The 16,705-nt window shown below is 66.6% G+C and carries 18 protein-coding genes; 16 read left to right on the forward strand and 2 right to left on the reverse strand.

Features of this window, described 5'->3' with window-relative positions:
* The first annotated feature begins 16 nt into the window (after positions 1-16).
* From sdhC to ACZL02_RS20515, 4 genes are all read left to right on the forward strand, one after another.
* Positions 17-406 (forward strand): succinate dehydrogenase, cytochrome b556 subunit, encoded by a 390-nt coding sequence (sdhC, locus tag ACZL02_RS20500; RefSeq protein ID WP_472940736.1) that lies wholly within the window; start codon positions 17-19, stop codon positions 404-406.
* A gap of 11 nt (positions 407-417) precedes the next feature.
* Positions 418-795, forward strand: a complete 378-nt coding sequence (gene sdhD / locus ACZL02_RS20505; protein ID WP_472935564.1) for a succinate dehydrogenase, hydrophobic membrane anchor protein — start codon at positions 418-420, stop codon at positions 793-795.
* Between the two features lie 3 nt (positions 796-798).
* Positions 799-2,676: a succinate dehydrogenase flavoprotein subunit gene (sdhA, locus tag ACZL02_RS20510; RefSeq protein WP_472940737.1), complete on the forward strand. Its 1,878-nt coding sequence runs from the start codon at positions 799-801 to the stop codon at positions 2,674-2,676.
* An 84-nt stretch (positions 2,677-2,760) separates the two neighbouring features.
* Positions 2,761-3,072 carry a virulence factor gene (locus tag ACZL02_RS20515; RefSeq protein ID WP_472940738.1) on the forward strand — a complete coding sequence of 104 codons (312 nt, stop codon included), beginning with the start codon at positions 2,761-2,763 and terminating at the stop codon, positions 3,070-3,072.
* A gap of 81 nt (positions 3,073-3,153) precedes the next feature.
* Here the strand turns inward: ACZL02_RS20515 and ACZL02_RS20520 are convergent, their stop codons facing one another.
* A complete protein-coding gene (locus ACZL02_RS20520; protein WP_472940739.1) occupies positions 3,154-4,008 on the reverse strand; it encodes a cycloisomerase in 855 nt (284 codons plus the stop codon).
* A 206-nt stretch (positions 4,009-4,214) separates the two neighbouring features.
* Here ACZL02_RS20520 and ACZL02_RS20525 point away from each other — a divergent pair, with 206 nt between their 5' ends.
* The 4 genes from ACZL02_RS20525 (at position 4,215) to ACZL02_RS20540 (ending at position 7,630) form a co-directional block, all read left to right on the forward strand.
* Positions 4,215-4,775 carry a hypothetical protein gene (locus ACZL02_RS20525; RefSeq protein WP_472940740.1) on the forward strand — a complete coding sequence of 187 codons (561 nt, stop codon included), beginning with the start codon at positions 4,215-4,217 and terminating at the stop codon, positions 4,773-4,775.
* 167 nt (positions 4,776-4,942) lie between these two features.
* Positions 4,943-5,722 carry a succinate dehydrogenase iron-sulfur subunit gene (locus tag ACZL02_RS20530; protein WP_472940807.1) on the forward strand — a complete coding sequence of 260 codons (780 nt, stop codon included), beginning with the start codon at positions 4,943-4,945 and terminating at the stop codon, positions 5,720-5,722.
* Between the two features lie 186 nt (positions 5,723-5,908).
* Positions 5,909-6,430, forward strand: coding sequence for a DNA starvation/stationary phase protection protein Dps (gene dps, locus ACZL02_RS20535; RefSeq protein ID WP_472940741.1), 522 nt, complete (start codon positions 5,909-5,911; stop codon positions 6,428-6,430).
* 90 nt (positions 6,431-6,520) lie between these two features.
* Positions 6,521-7,630, forward strand: coding sequence for an FAD-dependent oxidoreductase (locus ACZL02_RS20540; protein ID WP_472940742.1), 1,110 nt, complete (start codon positions 6,521-6,523; stop codon positions 7,628-7,630).
* 101 nt (positions 7,631-7,731) lie between these two features.
* On the opposite strand, the gene fsa is transcribed toward ACZL02_RS20540, so the two are convergent.
* Complete coding sequence (gene fsa / locus ACZL02_RS20545; protein ID WP_472940743.1) at positions 7,732-8,382, reverse strand: fructose-6-phosphate aldolase; 651 nt, start codon at positions 8,380-8,382, stop codon at positions 7,732-7,734.
* 193 nt (positions 8,383-8,575) lie between these two features.
* Here fsa and ACZL02_RS20550 point away from each other — a divergent pair, with 193 nt between their 5' ends.
* The 8 genes from ACZL02_RS20550 to ACZL02_RS20585 all read left to right on the forward strand — a co-directional run bounded on the left by ACZL02_RS20550 (position 8,576) and on the right by ACZL02_RS20585 (position 16,664).
* Entirely contained in the window at positions 8,576-10,786 is a 2,211-nt protein-coding gene (locus ACZL02_RS20550; RefSeq protein ID WP_472940744.1) for a primosomal protein N', read from the forward strand.
* Between the two features lie 127 nt (positions 10,787-10,913).
* Positions 10,914-11,315, forward strand: a complete 402-nt coding sequence (locus ACZL02_RS20555; protein ID WP_472940745.1) for an AGROH133_08824 family phage infection protein — start codon at positions 10,914-10,916, stop codon at positions 11,313-11,315.
* Between the two features lie 244 nt (positions 11,316-11,559).
* On the forward strand, positions 11,560-12,120 hold the full coding sequence (locus ACZL02_RS20560) for a F0F1 ATP synthase subunit delta (RefSeq protein WP_472940808.1): 561 nt from the start codon (positions 11,560-11,562) through the stop codon (positions 12,118-12,120).
* Positions 12,120-13,649 carry a F0F1 ATP synthase subunit alpha gene (gene atpA, locus ACZL02_RS20565; RefSeq protein WP_472940746.1) on the forward strand — a complete coding sequence of 510 codons (1,530 nt, stop codon included), beginning with the start codon at positions 12,120-12,122 and terminating at the stop codon, positions 13,647-13,649. Before ACZL02_RS20560 ends, atpA begins: the two co-directional genes overlap by 1 nt.
* A gap of 44 nt (positions 13,650-13,693) precedes the next feature.
* Positions 13,694-14,572, forward strand: coding sequence for a F0F1 ATP synthase subunit gamma (locus tag ACZL02_RS20570; RefSeq protein ID WP_472940747.1), 879 nt, complete (start codon positions 13,694-13,696; stop codon positions 14,570-14,572).
* A gap of 28 nt (positions 14,573-14,600) precedes the next feature.
* Positions 14,601-16,058, forward strand: a complete 1,458-nt coding sequence (atpD, locus tag ACZL02_RS20575) for a F0F1 ATP synthase subunit beta (RefSeq protein WP_472940748.1) — start codon at positions 14,601-14,603, stop codon at positions 16,056-16,058.
* On the forward strand, positions 16,058-16,267 hold the full coding sequence (locus ACZL02_RS20580; RefSeq protein WP_472940749.1) for a glutathione S-transferase: 210 nt from the start codon (positions 16,058-16,060) through the stop codon (positions 16,265-16,267). The genes atpD and ACZL02_RS20580 overlap by 1 nt, the downstream gene beginning before the upstream one ends.
* On the forward strand, positions 16,260-16,664 hold the full coding sequence (locus ACZL02_RS20585) for a F0F1 ATP synthase subunit epsilon (protein ID WP_472940750.1): 405 nt from the start codon (positions 16,260-16,262) through the stop codon (positions 16,662-16,664). The genes ACZL02_RS20580 and ACZL02_RS20585 overlap by 8 nt, the downstream gene beginning before the upstream one ends.
* Positions 16,665-16,705: the final 41 nt, after the last annotated feature.

Below are 16,705 nucleotides of genomic sequence, written 5' to 3' on the forward strand. Positions count from 1 at the left end.
TGGACAGGAGGCAGATTTGTCCGAGTTGAAATCCGCAAGGCCGCTGTCGCCGCATCTGTCGATCTACCGGTTCCGGCCGACCATGGCGATGTCGATATTGCACCGCATCACAGGGGCCGCGCTCTATGTCGGCACGCTGCTGGTGGTCTGGTGGCTGGTTGCCGCCGCGAGCGGCCCGGAGCATTTCGCCACGGCTTCCTGGTTCTTCGGCTCCTTCCTCGGCCGTCTCATCCTCTTCGGCTACAGCTGGGCGCTGCTGCAGCACATGGCCGGCGGCATCCGCCACTTTATCTGGGATACCGGCCACGGCCTCGACAAGGAAACCTCGACCAAGCTTGCGCTGGCGACACTCGGTTTCTCCCTCGTCCTCACCGCGATCCTCTGGATCGCCGTCATCGTTCTCTGAGGGGTATACCGATGAAAATGCGCACCGATCTCGGCCGCGTCCGCGGCCTCGGCTCCGCCAAGGAAGGCACCGGGCACTTCTTCACCCAGCGCCTGACCGGCATTGCCAACCTCTTCCTCATCACCGCCTTCGTCATCCTGCTGATCGCCTTGCACAACGGCACCTATGCCGACGTCCGCATCGCCTTCACCAACCCGCTGGTCGGACTGATCATGGCGCTGGTCGTCGTCTCCGGTGCCGTGCACATGCGCATTGGCATGCAGGTGATCATCGAGGACTACGTGCATGGTGGCCTGCGGGTCATTCTGCAGATCCTCAACACCTTCTTCGCGATCCTCGTGGCGGCCGCCAGCCTGTTCGCGATCGTCAAGCTGAGCTTTGGAGCCTGAGCCATGGCCGAGACCCACAAGAACGCCCCCGCCCCTGAAGGCCAGCCGCACCGCGGTGCCGCTGGCAGCGCTGCCCCCGGCATCAACGGCAAGGCTTACACCTTCACCGACCACAGCTTCGACGTCGTCGTCGTCGGCGCCGGTGGTGCGGGCCTCCGCGCGACGCTCGGCGCCGCCCAGGCCGGCCTCAAGACCGCCTGCATCACCAAGGTGTTCCCGACCCGCTCGCACACCGTCGCGGCGCAGGGCGGCGTCGCCGCCTCGCTCGGCAACATGGGCGCCGACAACTGGCGCTGGCACATGTACGACACCGTCAAGGGCTCGGACTGGCTGGGCGACCAGGACGCGATCGAGTACCTGGTGCGCGAGGCGCCGAAGGCGGTCTACGAGCTCGAGCATTTCGGGGTGCCGTTCTCGCGTACCGAAGACGGCAAGATCTACCAGCGGCCTTTCGGCGGCATGACCACCGACTTCGGCAACGGCCCGCCGGCCCAGCGCACCTGCGCCGCCGCCGACCGGACCGGCCACGCGATCCTGCACACGCTCTACGGCCAGTCGCTGCGCTACTCCTCGGAATTCTTCATCGAGTATTTCGCGATCGACCTGATCATGGACGAGGAGGGCGCCTGCGTCGGCGTCGTGGCGCTCTGCCTCGACGACGGCACGCTGCACCGTTTCCGCGCCAAGAAGACGATTCTCGCCACCGGCGGCTACGGTCGTGCCTATTTCTCGGCGACCTCCGCCCACACCTGCACCGGCGACGGCAACGCCATGGTGCTGCGCGCCGGCCTGCCGCTGCAGGACATGGAGTTCGTGCAGTTCCATCCGACCGGCATCTACGGCGCCGGCTGCCTGATCACCGAGGGCGCACGCGGCGAGGGCGGCTACCTCACCAACTCGGAAGGCGAGCGCTTCATGGAGCGCTATGCTCCGTCGGCCAAGGACCTCGCCTCGCGTGACGTCGTGTCGCGTTCGATGACGATGGAAATTCGCGACGGTCGCGGCGTCGGCAAGAACAAGGACCACATCTTCCTGCACCTCGACCATCTCGACCCGAAGATCCTGCACGAGCGCCTGCCGGGCATCTCGGAGTCGGCGCGGATCTTCGCCGGCGTCGACGTGACCAAGGAGCCGATCCCGGTGCTGCCGACCGTCCACTACAACATGGGCGGCATCCCGACGAACTATCACGGCGAGGTCCTGACCAAGAAGGACGGCAATGCCGACACCGTGGTCCAGGGCCTGATGGCGGTGGGCGAGGCGGCATGCGTCTCGGTGCATGGCGCCAACCGGCTCGGCTCCAATTCGCTGATCGACCTCGTGGTGTTCGGCCGTGCGGCCGGCCTGCGCTGCGCCGAGACCGTGCAGGCCGGCGCTTCCCAGGCGCCGCTGCCAGCCAATGCCGGCGAGAACTCGCTCGCCCGGCTCGACCGCTTCCGCTACGCCAAGGGCTCGACCACGACGGCGGACCTGCGCGACGAGATGCAGCGCACGATGCAGTCGAACTGCGCCGTGTTCCGCACCGGCGAGATCCTCGAAGAGGGTCATCAGAAGATCCACCAGGTCTGGAACGCCTCCGACGACGTCAAGATCACCGACCGCTCGCTGATCTGGAACACCGACCTCATCGAGACCATGGAATACGACAACCTGATCAGCCAGGCCGTCGTCACCATGGACTCGGCGCTGGCCCGCCAGGAGTCGCGCGGCGCCCATGCCCGCGAGGATTTCCCGGACCGCGACGACGCCAACTGGATGAAGCACACGCTGTCGTTCTGCGACACCGAGGCGAAGACCGTCTCGCTCGAGGATCGGCCGGTGCACACCTACACGATGTCGAACGAGATCGAGTACATCCAGCCAAAGAAGCGGGTGTATTGATCCGCGGAGGCTTTCGCAGCATTCTTGTGCCTTGAGGGAATGTCGATGTCTCGGATCGGGCACAATAGCGGGAAGAGCGGATCGATGTACGCCATCGTCTTCGATCTCGATACGAACCGGCTGCGGGAGGTTTATCCCGGGCCGTCCTGGAACAATGCGTATAATGAGGTGCGGGCTTTCCTGGGGGAGCAAGGTTTCGACTGGCAGCAGGGCAGCACCTATTTCGGGAACGAGACCGTCAACGAGGTCTCCTGCGTCCTGACCATCCAGGATCTGACCGAAACCTTCGACTGGTTCGCTCCCTCCGTCCGCGACATCCGAATGCTGCGGATCGAGTCCAACAACGACCTGATGCCGGCGGTGGATCGCGCCGTGCGCCGAAAAGGCCGCGGCTAGAACCCTACTCGACCCGGACAAACGCAGCGGGCGATTGCACACTCCGATTGTGTGCAATCGCCTTTCGTTGTTTAGGGCGCGTTACTTCGGGGGTGCAAACATCACCCGGTTGACCGTGACGCGGTTCGGCTCGCCATCCTTGCTCCGGAGGATGGCGTAGAGGATGTCTTTCTGCGAGCGGTCCCAGGCGATGCCCTGGCCATGGTTGTCGAGCGGCACGGTCGCCACCCAGTCGAGCACCGGGCCCATCTCCGGCAGTTGCATGACATAGGCCTCGGCTGGATCGTGGCCGGAGAGGTAGAGCTTGCCGTCCGGACCCCACGAGCCGCCGGAATTCGACATGTCCTCGAACTTCTCGACCACGGCCTCGGGGATGGTCCACTGTTCCACCGGCTGCCAGTTGGCGTCGAAGCGGACGATCTGCGTGTTGTACTTGTTGCCGTAGGCGACGGGGCTCTTGTCGAAGACCCGGTTGTAGTTGGCGAAGCCGCCGTACCACTGGCCGTCCGGTCCTCTGTCGACCCAGGTGAACGAGCCGATCTGTATGCCGAAGGAATGGGTCGCGACGTGGGTCAAGGTGGCCGCGTCGAAGATCTCCAGCGAACTGGCCATCGGCCACTCCGGATAGTTGGAGTGGGCGAGGTAGATCCGGCCGTCGACCACCGTCGCGCTGTCGAAATGCTGGATCGGGCCGCCTTTCGGCCGTTCCCAGATCTTCACCAGCTTCTGCGTCTGCTTGTCGTATTTCGCGATCGTGCGGTTGTCGATTGCATAGAAGAAGTCGGCATCGACGGCGACGGCCTGGTTGGCTTCCGGCACGGCGTAGGAGGCGATGCTTTCCGAGCGCATGTGCGGCGGTTCGTCGGCGGCGGAGGCGGTGACGGGCGCGGCAATGAGGCAGGCGAGGGCGAGGGCTCGAAGGCGGGCTGCGGTCATGATCGAATTTCCCAGGCCGGAGACGATAAGGCGGCCTTTCTAGCGGCCGTCGGTGAAGTGCCGATGACGGGTGGCGCGCCATGCCGGCAGACGACACCTCGTCCCAAGACGACACCTCGCCAAATTGGACCGGCGGCGCTAGGTCTCTGACGGGACACCGGCCAAACGGCTCTTCAAGCAGCCGACGATATCCTTGGGAGAATTCGATGCCTTCATTCATCCGCGCCGGACTGCCGGCCTTCTTCGCGATCGGGCTGGCCTTGCCGGCGATGGGACAGACGGCGACGCCGACCCCGCCGAGTGCCCCGGCCCCGGCCGTGACGGCGGCTCCAGCGGTGCCGAACACCACCGCCAAGCCAGCGGCACCCGGCGCCGAGAAGCAGTTCGACCTGCCGCGGGCGGGCGACAAAGCGACGCAGATCGAGCTGATCACCGGGCTCTGCGGCATCCAGATGAAGGAGATGTCGAAGGAGGCCTGCCACTGCCTCGCCGAGCAGACGCTGACCGGCCTGTCCGACCCGCAGCGCGACTATCTCATCGCCACCGTCGTCGCGCCGCCGGTTGCCGACCGGATGCTCGCGGACGGCCGTGTCGGCCAGCCAGACCAGGGCGTGATCTTCGATTTCATCAGCAAGACGGCCGATTCCTGCTCCACCGGCAAGTTCGTCGCCAAGCCAGACGCGGCCGCCAAGCCCGCCATGCCGGCTGCACCGGCGGTGCCGATGACGCCGGCGACGCCGACCGTCCCCGTCAAACCCGCGCCGTAACGGGGAGGGGGTCGACCGCCTCCGATTAAATCGGTTCGCACGCGGATCGCGCCATGGGCTCCGGAAAAGCCCATGGCCGCAAGGGCCTTACAGCCGATTCCTCGCTGGTGTTTTGCGGTGCACGCTCCTATATCTGCATCGATTCCAAACTGGCACCGGATCCCGTCATGGTCGAGCTCACCCTCCCGAAGAATTCCCGGATCTCCAAGGGCAAGGTCTGGCCGAAACCGGAAGGGACGACGAACGTCCGCGAGTTCGGCATCTACCGCTGGTCGCCCGACGACGGCGAGAACCCGCGGCTCGATACGTTCTACGTCGATCTCGACGATTGCGGCCCGATGGTGCTCGACGCGCTGCTGTGGATCAAGAACAAGGTCGACTCGACGCTGACGCTGCGCCGCTCCTGCCGCGAGGGCATCTGCGGCTCCTGCGCCATGAACATCGACGGCTCCAACACGCTCGCCTGCACCAAGGGCATGGACGAGGTGAAGGGTGCCATCAAGGTCTACCCGCTGCCGCACATGCCGGTGATCAAGGACCTCGTGCCGGATCTCTCGGTGCCCTACGCCCAGCTCCGCTCGATCGAGCCCTGGCTGCAGACCGAGACGCCCGAGCCCGAGAAGGAGTGGAAGCAGAGCCACGACGACCGCGCCAAGCTCGACGGTCTCTACGAGTGCATCCTCTGCTTCTGCTGCCAGACCTCGTGCCCGTCCTACTGGTGGAACGGCGAGCGCTACCTCGGCCCGGCCGTGCTGCTGCAGGCCTACCGCTGGCTGATCGACAGCCGCGACGAGGCGACCGGTGCCCGGCTCGACGAGCTGGAGGATCCGTTCCGGCTCTACCGCTGCCACACCATCATGAACTGCACGCAGTCGTGCCCGAAGGGTCTGAACCCGGCCAAGGCGATCGCCGAAATCAAGAAGATGATGGTCGAGCGCAGGGTCTAGACCGCGTCTGAGTTCGGTCTCTCCCGCAGGGGGATTTCGGTTCGGCGAAGCCAGCCGGCTGTGCAAGCTCTGCCGGCTGTGAGGAACAACGGCAAGCCTCGGTGGTTCTAGCGGACGAGGACGGCGCGCTGTCGGCACTGCCGATAGTCCTGCCGGACACCCCCGTATCAGCCGAGAGGATCCACCGTGGCCAAGTCCCCGAACATCAAGCTGCACCCGACCAAGAACCCCCAGAAAGAGAACGTCCGCGGCGCCATGGTGGCGCTGCTGCAGAAGCACCTGGGCACCGCGATCGACCTGTCATACCAGGCCAAGCAGGCGCACTGGAACGTCAAGGGCATGAACTTCATCGCCGTGCACAAGCTGTTCGACGAGCAGCATGAGGCCGTCGAGGCCTATGTCGACCTGATCGCCGAGCGCCTGACGGGTATGGGCGGCCAGGCCCAGGGCACCGTGCAGGCCGCGGCCGGCAACACGATCCTGCCGCCTTACGCATTGGACATCGTGAAGTCGGAAGATCACCTCCGCCGCCTCTCGGACTCTTATGCCGCCTGGAGCGAGGCCCTGCAGGAGGGCATCAGCGAGGCCGACGAGGCCGGTGACGACCTGACCGCCGACCTGCTGACCGAAATCGGCCGCGGCATCAACACCGGGCTCTACTTCCTGGAGAGCCATTTCCAGGTCGAGGATGCCGGTCATTCGACCTGAGCATTTCAGCAGTCTAGTTTCGAAGGGGCGGCGCGACAGCGTCGCCCTTTCTGCGTTTGAGGGGGATGCCATGACCGGCAGCAAGGGCGCATGACGCGTGTCGTTCTCATCGGCTGTGGCCATGCGCATCTCGCCGTTCTCGCCCGGGCGAAGGCCTTCCACGCGCGCGGGATAGAGCTGGTGCTGATCGACCCCGGCCGGTTCTGGTACTCCGGCCGCGGCAGTGGAACCCTCGGCGGGCGTTTCGACGTGGAGGCCGCCAGCCTCGATGCGCATCGTCTGGCCGTCGCTTGCGGGGCGGGCTTCATCGAGGACCGCGTCGTCGGGCTCGACCGCGCGGCCCGGACGTTGCGTCTCGCGGCCTCTTCTCTCGTCGCCTACGACCTCGTCTCCTTCGCCATCGGCAGCACGGTCCGTACTCCCCCGGCCCTCGAGGGCGTCGCCGCCGCGGCGGTGAAGCCGATCGGCGGCCTGCCAAAGCTGCGCGAGGAGATTACGGCCGCAGGCGGCGCGTCGCGGGTGCTGGTGGTGGGGGGCGGCGCGACCGGCTGCGAGATCGCCGGCAACCTCCTCCACCTCGCCGCGACCCGCAAGATCAGGCTGTCGGTGACGCTGGTCACGGCGGAGGCGAACCTCCTGCCGCAGGCGCCGGGCTTTCTCGGCCGGGCGGCGCTGGCAAGCCTTGAGGGGCGTGGGGCCGACGTCCATCGCGGCAGCGCCGTCGCATCGGCGACGGCCGGGTCGGTGCGACTTGCCTCCGGCGCGGTGCTCGCCTTCGACCGGCTGATCCTCGCGACCGGGCTTGTCGCGCAGCCGCTGACGGGAATGCTGGGCCTTCCCGCGGGCGATGGCCTTCTGGTCGCGCCGACGCTGCAGTCGGTCGGCGACCCCCGGATCTTTGCCGCCGGCGATTGTGCGGAGATCGTTGGCAGTCCGTTGCCGAAGCTTGGCGTCTACGGCGTGCGCGCCGGGGCGGTGCTGGCGGGTAATCTTCTGGCCGCTGCCGAGGGCAAAATGCTCTCGCGCTACCGGCCGCAGCGACGGGCGCTGTCGATCGTCGATCTGGCGGATGGCCAGGGGCTGGCGATGCGGGGTGGCCTCGGATCTCGCGGGCGGTCTGCCCTGACGCTGAAGCACTGGCTGGACCAGCGCTTCCTCGACCGCTACCGGCGGCTTTACGAAAGCGCGGACCCGGCGTGAAAAGGCCCGACGTGAAAAGTCCCGGCACAAGAAACGCCCGACATGAAAAAGCCCGACCGTCGCCGGCCGGGCTTTCTTGTCTGACGTGACGGCGGCGCGCCTCAGATCGACTGGCCGGTCTTCTTCCAGTCGGCGACGAAGGTCTCGAGGCCCTTGTCGGTCAGTGGATGCTTGACCAGCGCCTTCAGGGTGGCGGTCGGGACGGTGGCGACGTCGGCGCCGATCAGCGCGGCCTCGCGCACGTGGTTCAGCGTCCGGATCGAGGCGGCGAGGATCTGGGTCTCGTAGTCGTAGTTGTCGAAGATACGCCGGATGTCGGCGATCAGCTCCATGCCGTTGATGTTGATATCATCGAGGCGGCCGATGAATGGCGAGACGTAGGTCGCGCCGGCCTTGGCGGCGAGCAGCGCCTGGGTGGCCGAGAAGCAGAGGGTGACGTTGGTCTCGAAGCCTTCGTCGGTCAGGTGCTTGCAGGCCTTGAGGCCGTCCAGCGTCAGCGGCAGCTTGATGCAGACATTGTTGGCGATGCCCGCGAGGATCTTGCCTTCGCGGATCATCTCGTCGGCGGTGAGGGCCGAGACCTCGGCCGAGACCGGGCCGTCGACGGCGTCGCAGATCTCGGCGATCAGCTCCATCATCGGGCGGCCGGCCTTCAGCACCAGCGAGGGGTTGGTGGTCACGCCGTCGATCAGGCCGGCCTCGTTCATTTCCCGGATTTCGCCGATATCGGCCGTGTCCACGAAGAATTTCATCGCTTTCGTCCTTCCTTGCGCCGACGGTGTCCCGTCCATTCGCTCTGATATCGCAACTCGGGGACCGGGTCACCACGTAAGGCGCTCCGGTGGCGGGCTTCAGGCCGACAGACCGGCGTCCTCGCGCCAGCGCCTGCTACCCCCCGCGGCACGACCCGTCTATGTCAGAACCCCATCCAGCCGAATCGGATCCATGTCCCGAGCGAGTTCCTCCCTGACCGGCCAGCTGTTCGACATCCGGTCGGTGCCGGTTCTGGTGCCGCTGCCGACGCCGCGCCCGTATTCCTACGCCGTGCCGGAGGGAATGGTGGTGGTGCCCGGCTCGATCGTTCAGGTACCGCTCGGGCCACGGCAGGTCGCCGGGATCGTCTGGGACGATCCGGCCGTGCCGGACGGCCTCGACCCCGGCAAGCTCAGGGCGATCACCCACGTCTTCGACTGCCCGCCGCTCGATGCCGCCATGCGCCAGTTCATCGACTGGGTGGCGGACTACACGCTGTCGCCGCCGGGCCTCGTCGCGCGGATGGCGCTGCGGGCGCCGGCGGCGTTCGACCCCGAGCCCTGGATCGAGGGCATGGCGCTGACCGGCACCGTGCCGGAGCGGATGACGGCTGCGCGGCAGCGGGTGCTGGATGCCGCCGAGGATGCAACGGCCTGGTCGCGCTCGGGCCTTGCGCATGCCGCGGGGGTCTCGGTCTCCGTGGTCGAGGGGCTGATGAAGCTCGGGGCGTTCGAGACCGTCCGACTGCCGCCGCCCCCGGCGGTGGCCGAGCCGGACCTCGGCTTCGGCCGTGCCGATCTCGGCGGCGACCAGATCGAGGCGGCGAGGACGCTGGTCGAGACGGTGAGGGCAGGCGGCTTCTCGGCGACGCTGCTCGAGGGTGTCACCGGCTCGGGCAAGACCGAGGTCTATTTCGAGGCCGTGGCCGAGGCGCTGGCGGCGGGGCGGCAGGTGCTGATCCTCTTGCCGGAGATCGCGCTGACGCAGAGCTTCATCGACCGCTTCCATGCCCGCTTCGGCGCGCCGCCGGCGGAATGGCATTCCGACGTCACCCCGCGCATGCGCGAAAAGGTCTGGCGGCAGGTGGCGGAGGGACGGGTGAAGGTGGTGGCGGGGGCGCGCTCGTCGCTGTTCCTGCCGTTCCAGGACCTCGGCCTCGTCATCGTCGACGAGGAGCACGACCCCGCCTACAAGCAGGAGGAGCGCACCTTCTACCACGCCCGCGACATGGCGGTGGTGCGTGCCTCGATCGGCAAGTTCCCGGTGATCCTCGCCTCGGCGACGCCGTCGATCGAGAGCCGGGTGAACGCCGCGACCCAGCGCTACGGCCATGTCGTGCTGTCGGCCCGCTACCGCGAGGCGGCGCTGCCGACGCTGCAGCTGGTCGACATGAAGCGCCATCCGCCGGCGCGGGGCCGCTTCGTCTCGCCGGTGCTGCTGAAGGCGATCGAGGAGACCGTGGCACGCGGCGAGCAGGCGCTGCTCTTCCTCAACCGCCGCGGCTACGCGCCGCTGACGCTCTGCCGCGCCTGCGGCCATCGCTTCCAGTGCCCGGACTGCTCGACCTGGCTGGTCGACCACCGGCTGCGCGGGCAGCTGCAGTGCCATCACTGCGGCTTCACCCGGCCGCGGCCGGAATCCTGTCCGGAATGCGGCGTGTTCGACCATCTCGTGCCTTGCGGCCCCGGCGTCGAGCGGATCGCCGAGGAGATGCTCGGCGCCTTTCCCGAGGCGCGCACCATCCTCCTCTCCTCCGATCTGGCCGGCGGTCCGCGGCGGCTGCGGCGCGAGCTCGACGCCATTGCCGAAGGGGAGGCGGACATCATCATCGGCACGCAGCTCGTCGCCAAGGGGCATCATTTCCCGCTGATGACGCTGGTCGGCGCGGTCGATGCCGATCTCGGCCTCGCCAACGGCGATCCGCGCGCCGCCGAGCGAACCTTCCAGCTGCTGCACCAGGTGACCGGGCGGGCAGGGCGGAGCGGCCGCGCGAGCCGTGGGCTGATCCAGACCTACCAGCCGGAGCATCCGGTGATGCAGGCGATCGCCTCGGGGACGGCGGAGCGCTTCTACGACCGCGAGATCGGCGAGCGCGAGCGGGCGGGACTGCCGCCTTTCGGACGGCTGGCGAGCGTCATCATCTCGGCGGAGACGCGCAAGGCCGCAGAAGACCACGGCCGCGAGCTCCGGCGTGCCGCCCCCGAGGATGCGACGATCGAGGTCCTGGGGCCCGCCGAGGCGCCGCTCGCGGTGCTGCGCGGCCGCCACCGCTTCCGGCTGCTGCTGCAGGGCGGGCGGCGTGCGCCGTTGCAGGATTATCTCCGGGCGATGATCGAGCGGGCGCCGAAGCCGCGGGGCACGGTGCAGGTGCAGATCGACGTGGATCCGCAGAGCTTTCTCTGAACATCGTCAACGGCGACCGGCGACCGGGTGGCCAAGGCACAGTCCCGCGCTTGCCGCCGCCGGCGCGAGCCGGTAGCACTCGGCCACCGCGCCGTGCCGAGGCGCCGCCTTTGCCGAGGATGTCCCCGTGGAACTCGCCTTTCCCTTGCCGCAGACCAATGCCGACCTGATGACCTACGGCGTCGGTGCGTTCACCGCGCTGTTCGGCCTGTTCGCGCTGTTCGCGCCGGTGACGCTGCTGCGGGCCTTGCGGCTGACCACCCACCACGCCTACCCGGAGGCGGTGTCGGAGGCGCGCTCGACGATCGGCGGCTTCTATCTCGGCATCGGGTTGATGGTGCTGATGTTCTTCGAGCAGTGGACGATGCCGCTGATGCTCGGCGTCGCCTGGCTGTTTGCAGCCTTCGGCCGGCTGGTCTCGATCCTCTCGGACAAGGGATCGACCTTTTACAACCTCGCCTTCCTGATCCTCGACCTCGTGCTCGCCGCCTTGCCGCTGGCCGCGGCTTTCGGCCTTGTCGAAAGCTGAGCCGGCAGGCGAGCAGGCGCGGCTGCCGCCCCGGCTCCCAAAAAGCGGCAAAACTCGGACCGAGAGTCCGGTTCCGGCGTTGTCGATGGCAAATCGCTATGCTAGAGGGTCCTTGCCTCCCTCGGGCCAGTGGCGTCAAGATGTCGCTCCGATGGAAATAATCTAACGGTTCTAAGTGTTTGGGGCGTTCTCGCTGCCGAGAATGCCCAACACGCTTGAACCCCAGGAAGAGAAACGGTCGTCCGTGGCAACATCATCCTCTCCCGTCTCGGGAGTCGCAGAACGCTACGCTCTGTCCTTGTTCGAGCTTGCTCGTGAGGAGGGTTCGATCTCGGTGGTCGAGTCCGAACTGAACGAGTTCCAAGGCCTGATCGACCAGAATGCCGACTTCCGGCGTCTGGTGGAAAGCCCGGCCTTCACTTCCGAAGAACAGCTCGCCGCCATTTCCGCGATCGTCGCGGACGTCAAGGCGAGCCAGCTCACTGCCAACTTCCTGAAAGTGGTCGCCTCGAACCGCCGGCTCTTCGTGCTGCCGGGCATCGTTCGCAGCTTCCGCGCCATGGCGGCAGACGAGCGCGGCGAAGTCGAAGCGGAGGTGATCAGTGCGCATCCCCTCGGCGACGACCAGCGCCGCGAACTGTCGCAGACGCTCGGCGCCTATGCCGGCAAGACGGTGACGATGCACGAGAGCGTCGATCCGTCGATCCTCGGTGGGTTGATCGTGAAGATCGGCTCCCGCCAGATCGACACGTCGCTTCGCACCAAACTCAATTCGCTTAAGCTAGCGCTGAAAGAGGTCGGCTGATGGACATCCGCGCCGCGGAAATTTCCGCAATCCTGAAAAACCAGATCAAGAACTTCGGCAGCGAGGCGGAAGTCTCGGAAGTCGGCCAGGTTCTGTCCGTCGGTGACGGTATCGCCCGCGTCTACGGCCTCGACAATTGTCAGGCCGGCGAGATGGTCGAATTCCCGGGCGGCGTGCGCGGCATGGCGCTGAACCTTGAGAGCGACAATGTCGGCGTCGTGCTGTTCGGCTCCGACCGCGACATCAAGGAAGGCGACGTCGTCAAGCGCACCGGCGCCATCGTGGACGTTCCCGTCGGCATGGGCCTGCTCGGCCGCGTCGTGGACGGCCTCGGCAACCCGATCGACGGCAAGGGCCCGATCGAGCACACCGAGCGCCGCCGCGTCGACGTCAAGGCGCCCGGCATCATGCCCCGCAAGTCGGTGCACGAGCCGATGTCGACCGGCCTCAAGGCCATCGACGCGCTGATCCCGGTCGGTCGCGGCCAGCGCGAGCTGGTCATCGGCGATCGCCAGACCGGCAAGACCGCGATCCTGCTCGACACCTTCCTGAACCAGAAGCCGGGCCACGATGCCGGCGTCGCGAAGGACAAGCTCTACTGCGTCTACGTCGCGATCGGCCAGAAGCGCTCGACCGTCGCGCAGTTCGTGCGCGTGCTCGAAGAGCGCGGCGCCATGCAGTACTCGATCGTCATTGCGGCGACCGCCTCCGACCCGGCCCCGATGCAGTACATCGCGCCGTTCGCCGGCTGCGCCATGGGCGAGTATTTCCGCGACAACGGCATGCATGCCGTGATCGGCTATGACGATCTGTCCAAGCAGGCCGTCGCCTACCGCCAGATGTCGCTGCTGCTGCGCCGTCCGCCGGGCCGCGAAGCCTATCCGGGCGACGTCTTCTACCTGCACTCGCGCCTGCTCGAGCGTGCGGCCAAGCTGAACGAGGCCAATGGCTCCGGCTCGCTCACCGCTCTGCCGGTCATCGAGACCCAGGCGAACGACGTGTCCGCCTACATCCCGACCAACGTGATCTCGATCACCGACGGCCAGATCTTCCTCGAGACCAACCTCTTCTACCAGGGCATCCGCCCGGCGGTGAACGTCGGCCTCTCCGTCAGCCGCGTCGGCTCGTCGGCGCAGATCAAGGCGATGAAGCAGGTTGCCGGCTCGATCAAGGGTGAGCTCGCGCAGTACCGCGAAATGGCGGCGTTCGCGCAGTTCGGCTCCGACCTCGACGCCTCGACCCAGCGCCTGCTGAACCGCGGTGCGCGCCTGACCGAACTCCTGAAGCAGCAGCAGTTCTCGCCGCTGAAGACGGAAGAGCAGGTCGTCGTGATCTTCGCCGGTACCCAGGGCTATCTCGACAAGCTGAAGGTTTCCGACGTCGGTCCGTTCGAAGAGGGCCTGCTCTCCTCGATGCGCACCGAGCATAAGGCCGTTCTCGACGCCATTCGCGACGACAAGCAGATCACGGACGATACCCGTGGCAAGCTGAAGGCGGCACTCGACCAGTTCTCGAAGAGCTTCGCTTAAAGCCTCGGGAATAACGGTAAGGTAGCGGGAGACGGTTCCGGACAATGGCTTCGCTGAAAGACCTGCGTAATCGCATCGCCTCGGTCAAGGCAACGCAGAAGATCACCAAGGCCATGCAGATGGTCGCGGCGGCGAAGCTTCGCCGCGCGCAGGAGGCTGCCGAGGCTGCCCGCCCCTATTCGGAGCGGATGGCCGCGGTGCTCGCCAACATCGCCAATGCGATGGAAGGCGACGCGCCGACGCTGATGACCGGTACCGGCAAGGAGGACACGCACCTCCTCGTCGTGTTCGCCTCCGACCGCGGTCTCGCCGGCGGCTTCAACGCGCAGATCGTGCGGCTGGTTCGCCAGCACGTCCGCGAGCTCGACGCCGAAGGAAAGACGGTGAAGATCATCGCCGTCGGCAAGAAGGGTTACGACGCGATGCGCCGTGACCTCGGCAAGCGGATCATCGACCGGATCGAGCTGCGCGACGTCAAGCAACTCGGCTTCTCCAACGCCGAGAGCATCGGCGAGAAGGTGCTGGACCTCTTCGAGGCCGGCGAGTTCGACGTCTGCACGATCTTCTTCTCCGAGTTCCAGAACGTCATCACCCAGGTTCCGACGGCGCGCCGGGTCATCCCGGCTGCGGTCGACAAGGATGGTGCACAGCTCACCGCCGCCGGCGGTGGCGTCTACGAATACGAACCCGATCCGGCCGACATCCTCGCCGACCTCATCCCGCGCAACATCAAGGTCCAGATCTTCCGGGCCTTGCTGGAGAACGCCGCGTCCGAGCAGGGCGCGCGCATGACGGCGATGGACAACGCGACGCGCAACGCCGGCGACATGATCAAGAAGCTGACGCTCGTCTACAACCGCCAGCGTCAGGCCAAGATCACGACCGAACTGATCGAAATCATCGCGGGCGCCGAAGCGCTCTGACGACCTTTTGACGACCTTTAAGAGAAGGATGCCATCGATGGCTGACATCACAGGACAGGCCACCGGGCGCGTCGCGCAGGTCATCGGCGCCGTCGTCGACGTTTCGTTCGACGGACCGCTGCCGGCCATTCTGAACGCGCTCGAGACCACCAACAACGGCAACCGCCTGGTGCTGGAAGTGGCGCAGCACCTCGGCGAGAACACCGTTCGCACCATCGCGATGGATCTGACCGAGGGCCTGGTCCGCGGCCAGCCGGTGACCGACACCGGCGAGCCGATCCAGGTTCCGGTCGGCGCCGGCACGCTCGGCCGCATCATGAACGTCATCGGCGAGCCGATCGACGACGCCGGCCCGATCCCGTTCGAGTCGAAGCGCGGCATCCACCAGCCGGCCCCGGCCTATGTCGACCAGTCGCCCGAGAGCCAGATCCTGGTTACCGGCATCAAGGTCATCGACCTGCTCGCGCCGTATGCCCGCGGCGGCAAGATCGGCCTGTTCGGCGGCGCCGGCGTCGGCAAGACCGTTCTGATCCAGGAACTGATCAACAACATCGCCCGCGCCCACGGCGGCTACTCAGTGTTCGCCGGCGTCGGCGAGCGCACCCGCGAGGGCAACGATCTCTACTACGAGATGATCGAGTCCGGCGTGAACAAGGACCCGGCCGAGAACGGTGGCAACACCGAAGGCTCGAAGGCTGCCCTCGTCTATGGCCAGATGAACGAGCCGCCGGGCGCCCGTGCCCGCGTCGCGCTGACCGGCCTCACCATCGCCGAGCATTTCCGCGACCAGGGCCAGGACGTTCTGTTCTTCGTCGACAACATCTTCCGCTTCACCCAGGCCGGCTCGGAAGTGTCGGCTCTGCTCGGCCGCATCCCGTCGGCGGTGGGCTACCAGCCGACGCTCGCGACCGACATGGGCGCGATGCAGGAGCGCATTACCACGACGACCAAGGGTTCGATCACCTCGGTGCAGGCGATCTACGTTCCCGCGGACGATCTGACCGACCCGGCGCCGGCGACTTCTTTCGCGCATCTTGATGCGACGACGGTTCTGAACCGCGCGATCTCCGAGAAGGGCATCTACCCGGCGGTGGATCCGCTGGACTCGACCTCGCGCATGCTGTCGCCGATGATCCTCGGCGAGGAGCACTACACCGTCGCCCGCCAGGTGCAGGAGACGCTGCAGCGCTACAAGTCGCTGCAGGACATCATCGCGATTCTCGGCATGGACGAGCTGTCCGAAGAGGACAAGGTCGCGGTCGCCCGCGCCCGCAAGATCGAGCGCTTCCTGTCGCAGCCGTTCTTCGTGGCGCAGGTCTTCACCGGCGCGCCGGGCCAGCTGGTGCCGCTGGAAGACACGATCCGCTCGTTCAAGGGCCTCGTCAACGGCGAGTACGATCACCTGCCGGAAGCCGCCTTCTACATGGTCGGCTCGATCGACATGGCTATCGAGAAGGCCCAGCGTCTGGCGGCTGAAGCCGCCTGATGCCGACCGGCAACGCTCCGTCCGCGCTGCGGATAGAGGATGCCGTGAACGAGACGTGCCCCTGGTCGGGGGATCCGGTTTCGCTGGATTCCCTGACTGTATACAAGGGTGCGGTGGTCGGGTTCTGCAACACCGGCTGCCGAGACAAATTCGACAAGGCCGTCCTCGCATTCGAGGCAGCCCTCAACAAGCAGGCTGACCATGGCTGAGAGCTTCCAGTTCGAACTCGTTTCCCCGGAGCGTCTCCTGGTGTCGGAAGTCGTCACCGCGGTCCTCGCGCCGGGCACCGACGGCTACATGACCATCATGAGCGGCCATGCGCCGGCGATGACGACGCTGAAGCCGGGCGTCGTGACCGTCACGACCGCCGGCGGTGCCGACCAGCGCTTCTATGTGCAGGGCGGCTTCGCCGACATCACCAACGATTCGATGATCCTGCTCGCCGAACATGCGATGCCGGTCGAGGAGCTGAACGCCGCGGACCTCGACCAGAAGATCAGGGATGCCGAGGAAGACGTTGCTGATGCAAAGACCGCCGACGTGCGGTCGAAAGCTGAGCATCAGTTGTCCGCCCTCAAGGACGCCCGCGCCGCGCTGGGCATGTAGTCTTCCAGACAATTCGACGAATGAAAAAGCCGGCGAGAGCC

This window comes from Mesocryomonas fontinalis, assembly GCF_055730125.2.